We start from the raw sequence: 9,894 nt of genomic DNA, 5'->3' as shown, positions 1-9,894 counted from the left end.
GAGCGATCGGCCTCCCCGGAAGTGCTTCTTCAGCCTGACGAGAATATCTTCTCCCGCCAGGCCAGTCACAACATACAAGCAGCGACCGCAGCTCGCGATGCGCCGCGCGGGCGGCGCTCGATCTCACAAGCACTGCATATATTGTGGCGACCACCTGTCAGCCCTGATGCAATCCCTGTGGGGCTTGCCGGCGATTGGGCCATTGAGCGCTAGTTATTCGGCAGCAGGCTTACGCTTCTTCAGCGGCGCCAGGCCATCGGCGCTGGCCAGTGGCGCGTTGGCCTTCGGCTTGGCGGTAGGCTTGCGCTTGGCGGCCGCCTTCTTGTCGCCGGTTTTTTTCTCGATCTTTTTCTTCTTGCTCCCGGCCGCCTTGCCCGAGGCCTTGACCTTCTTCGGCCCGGTGTAGGTGCCCTTCACTTCCTTGATGACGCGGCGCTCGAACTGCTGCTTGAGGTAGCGCTCGATGCTGGACATCAGGTTCCAGTCATTGTGGGTGATAAGCGAGATTGCCAACCCTTCACCACCGGCACGCCCGGTACGGCCCACGCGGTGCACGTACTCGTCGCCGCTGCGCGGCATGTCGAAGTTGATCACCAGATCGAGACCGTCGATGTCCAGGCCACGGGCCGCCACGTCGGTGGCCACCAGCACCTTGGAGCTGCCCTGCTTGAAACGTTCGATGGCCAGCTTGCGGTCCTTCTGATCCTTCTCGCCGTGCAGTACGAAGGCCTTCACATCCTTGGCCACCAGGTGGCCGTAGATACGGTCGGCCAGGGCGCGGGTATTGGTGAAGATGATTGCCTTGTCGAAGGTTTCATTGGCCAGCAGCCACTGCACGATCTGCTCTTTGTGCTGATCGTGGTCGGCCGTGATGATCTGCTGGCGAGTGCCTTCGGCCAACTGCGAGACACTGTTGAGCATCAGGTGCTCCGGGTCTTTCAGCACCTTGCCGATGATGTCGCGCAGGGCCGCACCGCCGGTGGTGGCCGAGAACAGCAGGGTCTGCTCACGGTTCTCGCACTCCTTGCACAGGCGCTCCATGTCTTCGGCGAAGCCCATGTCGAGCATGCGGTCGGCTTCGTCGAGGATCAGCACCTGCACGTGGGACAGGTCGAGGTTGCCGGCGTTGAGTTGCTCGAGCAAACGGCCCGGGGTGCCGATCAGCACGTCCGGCACCTTGCGCAGCATGGCGGCCTGTTCCTTGAAGTCTTCACCGCCGGTGACCAGGCCCGCCTTGATGTAGGTGAACTGCGAGAACAGCTGCACCTGCTTCAGGGTTTGCTGAGCCAGTTCGCGGGTAGGCAGCAGGATCAGCGAACGGATTTCGACGCGCCCGCCTTTCAGGTCGACCAGGCGGTTGAGCAGCGGCAGCACGAAAGCTGCCGTCTTGCCGCTGCCGGTCTGCGCGGTCACGCGCAGGTCACGCCCTTGCAGGGCCAAGGGGATGGCCGCGGCCTGCACCGGGGTTGGCTCGACAAATTTAAGCTCGGCCACGGCTTTAAGCAGGCGTTCATGCAGGGCGAATTGGGAGAACACGGAGGTAACCTCAGGCAAGTGCGGGAAATTCAGTTGCATAGGGTAACGTTTTCTGCCGCCTTAGCCGAATTTCTTTTGGCAACTTTGTCGCCATCCGCGCTCTAATGGCACCTCGTTTCGCAACAAGACTGTATGCAAGCCCATGGATATCCAACAAATCTGGCGTGATTCCCTCGACCTGTGGGGCACCCTCGACCAACACCCCATGCTGCACGCGGCCATCGGCCTGGCGGTACTACTGCTCATCTCCCTGGTCATCGGCCGCCTGGCACGCTTTCTGATGCTGCACGGCGCGCGCCTGCTGGCACGCCAGCCGGCACTCAAGTGGCTGGACGACCTGCGTCACAACAAGGTCTTCCACCGCCTGGCGCAGACCACCCCGTCACTGGTGGTGCAGTTTGGCCTGAAACTGGTACCGGAGCTGTCCGATACCGCCCAGCACTTCCTGGGCAACGTCGCCCTGGCGTTCACCCTGCTGTTCATGACCATGGCGCTGTCGTGCCTGCTGGATGCCCTGCTCGACATCTATGCGCGCACCGAACACGCCCGCACCCGCTCGATCAAGGGTTATGTGCAGCTGGCCAAGATGATGCTGTGGATCTTCGCCTCGATCGTCATCGTCGCCACCCTGATCGACCGCTCGCCCCTGCTGCTGCTGTCGGGCCTGGGCGCCATGTCGGCGGTGCTGCTGTTGGTCTACAAGGACACCCTGCTGTCGTTCGTCGCCAGCGTGCAGTTGACCAGCAACGACATGCTGCATGTCGGTGACTGGATCGAAATGCCCCAGGTTGGCGCCGATGGCGACGTGGTGGACATTACCCTGCATACGGTGAAGGTGCAGAACTTCGACAAGACCATTGTCTCCGTGCCCACCTGGCGCCTGATGAGCGAGTCGTTCCGCAACTACCGCGGCATGCAGCAATCCGGCGGCCGGCGGATCAAGCGCAGCCTGTTCATCGACGCCGCAGGTGTGCGCTTCCTCACCCGCGAGGAGGAACAGCGCCTGTCCCAGGTCAGCCTGCTGGGCGACTACCTGGCCGGCAAACGCCAGGAGCTGCAAAGCTGGAATGAAGCGCTGGGCCCTGTGGCCGAACTGTCGGCCAACCGGCGCAAGCTGACCAATATCGGCACCTTCCGCGCGTTTGCCCTGGCCTATCTGAAAAACCACCCCAATGTGCACCCGAACATGACCTGCATGGTGCGGCAGATGCAGACCACCGCCGAGGGCGTGCCGCTGGAAATCTACTGCTTTACCACCACCACGGTGTGGGCGGACTACGAGCGCATCCAGGGGGATATCTTCGATTACCTGCTGGCGGTGTTGCCGGAGTTTGGCTTGAGCCTGTATCAGCAGCCGAGTGGCAACGACATGCGCGTGGGGTTGAGCACACGGGTGGCGCAAGAGCCTGTGCCGCGTCGGCTGGAAGAGATGAGCGAGGCTTGAGATTGCGGGGGCTGCTGCGCAGCCCATCGCGACACAAGGCCGCTCCTACAAGGGCGCGCAGCCATGCAAGCCTGCGCAATAGCCCGTTCCGCCTACGGCCTCAGAAGTCCACCTTGCCCCGCCCCGCCTTGACCGTACTGCGTCTGGCCTTCCCTTCGAGCCGGCGGGTCTTCGAGCCGAGGGTGGGCTTGGTGGGGCGGCGTTTCTTCTCGGTCTTGCCGGCAGCGATGATCAACTCGGCAAGGCGTGCCAAGGCATCCGCGCGGTTCTGCTCCTGGGTACGGAACTGCTGGGCCTTGATGATCAATACGCCATCGCCGGTGATGCGGCTGTCCCGTAGCGCCAGCAGCCGTTCCTTGTAGAACGCGGGCAGCGATGAGGCGCGTATGTCGAAGCGCAGGTGCACCGCGCTGGACACTTTGTTGACGTTCTGCCCACCCGCGCCTTGGGCACGGATGTAGCTCAGCTCGATGTCCGTATCCGGCAGTTGCACACCGTTGGAGAGGGTCAGCATGTCAGGCCTTGCCAGCCAGCGGCGCTCGCCCACGGCCACCCAGGCGGCTCAGCCATACCGAGGCGATGATGATCGCACCGCCAATGAACAGCCGCCCCAGTGGCTCGTGCTGGTTCCAGATCAGCAGGTTGAGCAGCAGCCCCACAGGCACATGCAGGTTGTTCATCACCGCCAGGGTAGCGCCGGATACCAGGCACGCACCCTTGTTCCACCAGTACAGGCCCAGCGCCGTCGGGCACAACCCGAGGAACAGCAACACCAGCCATTGCACATCTGTACTCGGCAGGTGCTGGGCATTGCCGAACAGCAGGAATGCCGGCAGCACCACCAGCAGGGCGCCGAGGTAGAAGTAGCCAAAACGGGTGTAGTGCGGCAGGTCGCTGGGGTTGCGTGCGACCAGGTGACGGTACAGCACCTGGCCGGCGGCGTAGGTGAAGTTGGCCAACTGCAGCAGCAGGAAACCGGTGAAGAACTCGCCGCTGATACTGTCAAAGCGGATCACCGCCGCGCCAGCCACGGCCACCAGAGCGGCCAGCAATGCCCAAGGGTTGAAACGCCGGTTCATGGCGTCTTCGATCAGGGTGACATGCAATGGCGTGAGGATGGTGAACAGCAGTACTTCCGGCACCGTGAGCACGCGAAAGCTCAGGTACAGGCAGACGTAGGTGATGCCGTACTGCAACGCACCGATCAGCAGCATCGAGCGCATGAAGCGCGGCTCGACCTGGCGCCAGCGGGTCAGCGGCAGGAACACCAGGCCGGCCAGCAGCACCCGCGCGAGCACGGCGAAGTAGCTGTCGACGTGCCCGGCCAGGTACTCGCCGATCAGGCTGAAGGAAAACGCCTGGATCAGCGCGACGATTATCAGGTAGCCCATGGTTGTCTCTCGTGAATCAAGGCGGCGACCTTAGCGGGTTGCAGGCTTTGTGATCAACCATTAGGAATGTGGGGGCTGTGCCGGCCTGTTCGCGGGCAAGCCCGCGAACAGGCCGGCACAGCCATCCACAAAACACCAGGTATAAAAAAGCCCGGCCACCAAGGCCGGGCAGGTACACCCAAAGGAGCAAAAACAGGTGTCAGGGTTGGGAATTCGATAACGCTCAGGCCACCGCCGCCAGTTTGGCCTTGGCCTGGTTGAGGCCCTTTTCGTGGAACTCGCCGCTCATGTTCAGGCCCTCGGCATGGATGAAGTCGACATCGTGAATACCGATGAAGGCCATCACCTGCCGCAGATACGGTTCCTGGTGGTCGCTGCTGGCACCGGCATGGATGCCGCCACGGGCGGTCAGGACAATGGCGCGCTTGCCGGTCAGCAGGCCTTGCGGGCCAGTCGGGGTGTACTTGAAGGTGATGCCGGCACGCAGCACATGGTCCAGCCAGGCCTTCAGGGTACTGGGGATGGTGAAGTTGTACATGGGGGCAGCCATTACCAGCACATCGGCCGCCAGCAATTCGTCGGTCAGTTCATTGGAGCGGGCCAGGGCCTCCAGCTCGGCAGCGCTGCGCTGCGCTTCGGGCTTCATCCAGCCGCCCAGCAGGTTGGCATCCAGGTGCGGCACCGGGTTCAGCGCCAGGTCGCGCAGCTTGATCTGATCGGCCGGGTGGGCAGCTTGCCAGTGCGCAATGAAGTCCTGGGTCAGCTGGCGGGAAACGGAATCCTGCTGGCGGGCGCTGCTTTCGATGATCAGTACGTGGGCCATGGGCGATGCCTCCATCGGCAAAAAGGTTGCGATTCGATGGAGGTAAGATTAAGGCTTGACCTATCGATAAAAAAGCGTAAAAAGTGGGTTCAACCTATCGATTAATCAGTTTATTCCGCGCTGCATTGCACGGTGATGCGCAGCTTGATGATCTGCCGGTTGAATTTGGCCGTGACGTCGGCGCTTTTCCCGGCCGCTACGTTCACCCGGCGCACCCGTGGCGCCTCCGGGCCATTACGGAAGGTCACCTTGCAGGCCGCCGCGACCTGCCCATAGTTGTTCAGGGTAATGGCGCCGATGTCGTAGGCGGTGTCGTAGGCGGTGTAGTCGAGCTTGACCCCGTCCAGGTGCTTGTCCACATCGATGGGATAAGCCATGGCCCCGAGGGGCAGGCACATCAATATTGCCGCACAACATTTCTTCATGGCCGCTCTCCTTGCAAAGAGCGCAGCTTAGGACAACAGGAGCGAAAGATGAAAGCGCCGCGCGTAACCCTTGACCAGTGGCGGACCCTGCAAGCAGTGGTCGACCATGGCGGGTTTGCCCAGGCCGCGGAGGCCCTGCACCGCTCGCAATCTTCGGTCAGCTACACCGTGGCCCGCATGCAGGAACAACTGGGCGTGCCCTTGTTGCGCATCGACGGCCGCAAGGCGGTGCTGACCGAAGCCGGCAGTGTGCTGCTGCGCCGCTCGCGCCACCTGGTCAAGCAGGCCAGCCAGCTCGAGGACCTGGCCCACCACATGGAGCAGGGCTGGGAGGCCGAAGTACGCCTGGTGGTCGACGCCGCCTACCCCAGCGCCCGGCTGGTCCGCGCGCTGGCCGCCTTCATGCCGCAAAGCCGTGGCTGCCGCGTGCGCCTGCGTGAAGAAGTGCTGTCGGGCGTGGAAGAAGTGATGCACGAAGGCATCGCCGACCTGGCCATCAGCAGCTACAGCATCGGCGGCTACCTGGGCGCCGAGCTGAGTGCCGTGGAGTTCGTTGCCGTTGCCCACCCCGAACACAGCTTGCACCGCCTGGGCCGTGAACTGACCTTCCAGGACCTGGAAAGCCAGCTGCAAGTGGTGATCCGCGACTCTGGCCGGGCCCAGCCACGCGACGTTGGCTGGCTGGGTGCCGAACAGCGCTGGACCGTCGGTAGCCTGGGCACCGCCGCCACCTTCGTCAGCAGCGGCCTGGGCTTTGCCTGGCTGCCCCGGCACATGATCGAGCGCGAGCTGCGCGAAGGCGTACTCAAGCCATTGCCACTGGACCAGGGTGGCAGCCGCCACCCACTGTTCTACCTTTATTCAAGCAAGGAAAAGACCTTGGGCCCGGCCACGCAGATTCTCATCGATTTGCTGCGCAACTTCGACACTGCGCCGCTGGACGTGCCCTTCGCAGCCCCCCCACAAGCTTGAAAGGACCGCGCCCATGGCCTACTTCGAACACGAAGGATGCACGCTGCATTATCAGGAATACGGCCAAGGCCAACCCCTGGTGTTGTTGCATGGGCTGGGCTCCAGCAGCCAGGACTGGGAGCTTCAGGTGCCCGTGCTCAGCCAGCACTACCGGGTGATCCTCATGGACATCCGTGGCCACGGCCGCTCCGACAAGCCACAGGACGGCTACCATATTGCAACCTTCAGTGCCGACCTGCTGGCCCTGCTCGAACACCTGCAAACCGGCCCGGTGCACTTCGTGGGCCTGTCGATGGGCGGCATGGTCGGCTTCCAGTTTGCCGTCGACCACCCTCAGTGGCTGCGCAGCCTGTGCATCGTCAACAGTGCCCCCGAGGTCAAGCGCCGCAGCCGCAGCGACTGGTTGTGGTGGCTCAAGCGCTGGGGCCTGGCACGCGTCCTGAGTGTCGAAACCGTGGGCAAAGGCCTGGCCGAACGGCTGTTCCCCAAACCCGAGCAGGCCGCGCTGCGGCAGAAAATGGCCCAGCGCTGGGCGCGCAACGACAAGCGCGCCTACCTCAAAAGCTTTGATGCCATCGTCGACTGGGGCGTGCAGGAACGCATCGGCCAGATCCAGTGTCCTACCCTGGTGATTGCCGCCGACCACGATTACACGCCGATACAACTGAAACAACGCTATGTCGCCCTGATCCCCAACGCCAGGCTGGTCGTCGTCGACGATTCCCGGCACGCTACACCCCTCGATCAACCCGAGGTCTTCAACCAGACCCTGCTGCAGTTCCTCGCAGCCGCTTCCACCCCTCAAGGATCTTTGAGCCCATGCTGAAAAAACTCCTGCTCACCGCCTGCTCACTCGCCTTCGCCACCAGCGTCATGGCCTCCGACAAGACCCCGCACGTGCTGCTGGACACCAGCTTCGGCCAGGTCGAAATCGAGCTGAACGCCGAGAAGGCACCGGTCAGCACGAAGAACTTCCTGCAGTACGTCGACAGCGGCTTCTACAACAACACCATTTTCCACCGGGTAATCCCCGGCTTCATGGTCCAGGGTGGCGGCTTTACCGAGCAGATGGTGCAGAAAGACACCAAGGACCCGATCAAGAACGAAGCCAGCAATGGCTTGCAGAACACCCGCGGCACCCTGTCGATGGCACGCACCTCCAACCCCAACTCGGCTACCAGCCAGTTCTTCATCAATGTCGCCGACAACGATTTCCTCAACCCGGGCCGCGATGCCGGTTACGCCGTGTTCGGCAAGGTAACCAAAGGCATGGAGGTGGTCGACCAGATCGTCAACTCGCCCACTACCGTGAAGAAAGGCATGCGCGATGTGCCGGCTGACCCGGTGTTCATCAAGTCGGCCAAACGTATCGACTGACCGCAGGCTGCACAGGGACGTGCAACCGCCTGAAGGCAGGCTGGAACAGGAGTGTCGCTACCCATGCTGTACCGTCGTTTCGAGCAACTGATCGACATCTTCCGCGAAGCACCCACCGAGTCGCCGCCGAGCACCGTGTGGGCGTTCTACCTGTATTACCTGCGCCAGGTCTGGCCCAGCTTCCTGGCGCTGTTGGTGGTCGGCCTGTTCGCCTCGCTGATCGAGGTAGCGATGTTCAGCTACCTCAGCCGCATCATCGACCTGGCCCAGGGCACACCCAACGTCAATTTCTTCAGTGAGCACAAGGGCGAGCTGGCCTGGATGCTGGTCGTGATCCTGCTGCTGCGGCCGCTGTTCTTCGGCCTGCACGACCTGCTGGTGCACCAGACCATCAACCCCGGCATGACCAGCCTGATCCGCTGGCAAAACCACAGCTACGTGCTCAAGCAGAGCCTGAACTTCTTCCAGAGCGACTTTGCCGGGCGCATTGCCCAACGCATCATGCAAACCGGCAACTCGCTGCGTGATTCCGCCGTGCAGGCGGTGGACGCGCTGTGGCATGTGCTGATCTACGCGGTTACCTCGCTGGTGCTGTTCGCCGAGGCCGACTGGCGCCTGATGCTGCCACTGCTGCTGTGGATCGTCGGCTACATCGGCGCGCTGTGCTACTTCGTACCCCGGGTGAAAGAGCGCTCGGTGATCTCATCCGACGCCCGCTCCAAACTGATGGGGCGTATCGTGGACGGCTATACCAACATCGCCACGTTGAAGCTGTTCGCCCACACCGATCACGAGCAGCAGTACGCGCGCGAAGCGATCCGCGAACAGACCGAGAAAACCCAACTGGCCTCGCGGGTGGTTACCAGCATGGACGTGGTCATCACCACCCTCAACGGCCTGCTGGTGGTCAGCACCACCGGCCTGGCGCTGTGGCTGTGGAGCCAATCGCTGATCACCGTCGGCGCCATTGCCCTGGCCACGGGCCTGGTGATCCGCATCGTCAACATGTCCGGCTGGATCATGTGGGTGGTCAACGGCATCTTCGAAAACATCGGCATGGTCCAGGATGGCCTGCAGACCATCGCCCAGCCTGTCACCGTCACCGACCGGCCCAACGCCCCGGCCCTGAAAGTCAGCCGTGGCACGGTGCGTTTCGACAATGTCGACTTTCATTACGGCAAGGCCGGCAACGTGATCGATGGCCTGAACCTGGACATCCGCCCCGGCGAGAAAATCGGCTTGATCGGCCCTTCCGGGCCTGGCAAGTCGACCCTGGTCAACCTGCTGCTACGGCTGTACGACGTGCAGGGCGGGCGCATCCTGATCGACGGCCAGGACATTGCCGAAGTCAGCCAGGCCAGCCTGCGCGCGCAGATCGGCATGATCACCCAGGACACCTCGTTGCTGCACCGTTCTATCCGTGACAACCTGCTGTACGGCCGCCCCGGCGCCAGCGAAGCCGAACTTCAGGAAGCCGTGCACCGGGCCCGCGCCGACGAGTTCATCCCACAGCTCTCGGATGCCCAGGGCCGCAGCGGTTTCGATGCCCATGTGGGCGAACGCGGAGTCAAGTTGTCGGGCGGCCAGCGCCAGCGTATCGCGATTGCCCGGGTACTGCTGAAGAATGCGCCGATCCTGATCATGGACGAAGCCACGTCGGCGCTGGACTCAGAGGTCGAGGCAGCAATCCAGGAAAGCCTGGAGACGCTGATGCAGGGCAAGACGGTGATCGCCATTGCCCACCGGCTTTCCACCATTGCCCGGATGGACCGGCTGGTGGTGCTGGACAAAGGCCGCATTGTCGAGCTTGGCAGCCACAGTGAACTGCTGCAACAGCAGGGGCTGTATGCCCGGTTGTGGCACCACCAGACCGGGGGCTTTGTCTGGGTTGACTGACGCCTGTAATGGCCCTATCGCTGGCAAGCC

Annotated in this window: 10 protein-coding genes; 5 read left to right on the top strand and 5 right to left on the bottom strand. The window is 62.8% G+C overall.

Annotation, left to right across the window (positions count from 1 at the left end; all coding sequences use genetic code 11):
- Nucleotides 1-213: 213 nt before the first annotated feature.
- Nucleotides 214-1,575: a DEAD/DEAH box helicase gene (locus tag B3361_RS14975; protein ID WP_054905580.1), complete on the bottom strand. Its 1,362-nt coding sequence runs from the start codon at nt 1,573-1,575 to the stop codon at nt 214-216.
- A 103-nt stretch (nt 1,576-1,678) separates the two neighbouring features.
- Here B3361_RS14975 and B3361_RS14970 point away from each other — a divergent pair, with 103 nt between their 5' ends.
- Entirely contained in the window at nt 1,679-2,980 is a 1,302-nt protein-coding gene (locus B3361_RS14970) for a mechanosensitive ion channel family protein (RefSeq protein WP_054905581.1), read from the top strand.
- A 100-nt stretch (nt 2,981-3,080) separates the two neighbouring features.
- On the opposite strand, the gene arfB is transcribed toward B3361_RS14970, so the two are convergent.
- The 4 genes from arfB to B3361_RS14950 all read right to left on the bottom strand — a co-directional run bounded on the left by arfB (nt 3,081) and on the right by B3361_RS14950 (nt 5,619).
- Nucleotides 3,081-3,494: an alternative ribosome rescue aminoacyl-tRNA hydrolase ArfB gene (gene arfB, locus B3361_RS14965; RefSeq protein WP_009683095.1), complete on the bottom strand. Its 414-nt coding sequence runs from the start codon at nt 3,492-3,494 to the stop codon at nt 3,081-3,083.
- 1 nt (nt 3,495) lies between these two features.
- Nucleotides 3,496-4,371: a carboxylate/amino acid/amine transporter gene (locus B3361_RS14960; protein ID WP_064314548.1), complete on the bottom strand. Its 876-nt coding sequence runs from the start codon at nt 4,369-4,371 to the stop codon at nt 3,496-3,498.
- 223 nt (nt 4,372-4,594) lie between these two features.
- A complete protein-coding gene (locus B3361_RS14955; RefSeq protein ID WP_054906266.1) occupies nt 4,595-5,194 on the bottom strand; it encodes an FMN-dependent NADH-azoreductase in 600 nt (199 codons plus the stop codon).
- Between the two features lie 110 nt (nt 5,195-5,304).
- Nucleotides 5,305-5,619 carry a hypothetical protein gene (locus B3361_RS14950; RefSeq protein WP_054906267.1) on the bottom strand — a complete coding sequence of 105 codons (315 nt, stop codon included), beginning with the start codon at nt 5,617-5,619 and terminating at the stop codon, nt 5,305-5,307.
- Between the two features lie 48 nt (nt 5,620-5,667).
- On the opposite strand from B3361_RS14950, the gene B3361_RS14945 reads away from it, so the two are divergent.
- The 4 genes from B3361_RS14945 to B3361_RS14930 all read left to right on the top strand — a co-directional run bounded on the left by B3361_RS14945 (nt 5,668) and on the right by B3361_RS14930 (nt 9,864).
- Nucleotides 5,668-6,591 carry a LysR family transcriptional regulator gene (locus tag B3361_RS14945; protein ID WP_009683100.1) on the top strand — a complete coding sequence of 308 codons (924 nt, stop codon included), beginning with the start codon at nt 5,668-5,670 and terminating at the stop codon, nt 6,589-6,591.
- A 13-nt stretch (nt 6,592-6,604) separates the two neighbouring features.
- The gene (locus B3361_RS14940) at nt 6,605-7,417 is read left to right on the top strand and encodes an alpha/beta fold hydrolase (protein WP_054906268.1); all 813 of its coding nucleotides are present in this window, start codon (nt 6,605-6,607) and stop codon (nt 7,415-7,417) included.
- Nucleotides 7,411-7,968, top strand: coding sequence for a peptidylprolyl isomerase A (locus B3361_RS14935; protein WP_009683102.1), 558 nt, complete (start codon nt 7,411-7,413; stop codon nt 7,966-7,968). Before B3361_RS14940 ends, B3361_RS14935 begins: the two co-directional genes overlap by 7 nt.
- 63 nt (nt 7,969-8,031) lie before the next feature.
- Complete coding sequence (locus B3361_RS14930) at nt 8,032-9,864, top strand: ABC transporter ATP-binding protein (protein ID WP_286920267.1); 1,833 nt, start codon at nt 8,032-8,034, stop codon at nt 9,862-9,864.
- Nucleotides 9,865-9,894 lie beyond the last annotated feature (30 nt).

Origin of the sequence: Pseudomonas sp. UBA6699, assembly GCF_002454615.1 — a bacterium.
In the GTDB taxonomy this organism is placed as follows: domain Bacteria; phylum Pseudomonadota; class Gammaproteobacteria; order Pseudomonadales; family Pseudomonadaceae; genus Aquipseudomonas; species Aquipseudomonas juntendi.
Note: the sequence above shows the minus strand (reverse complement) of the source record. Positions and strands in the feature narration are given on the sequence as shown.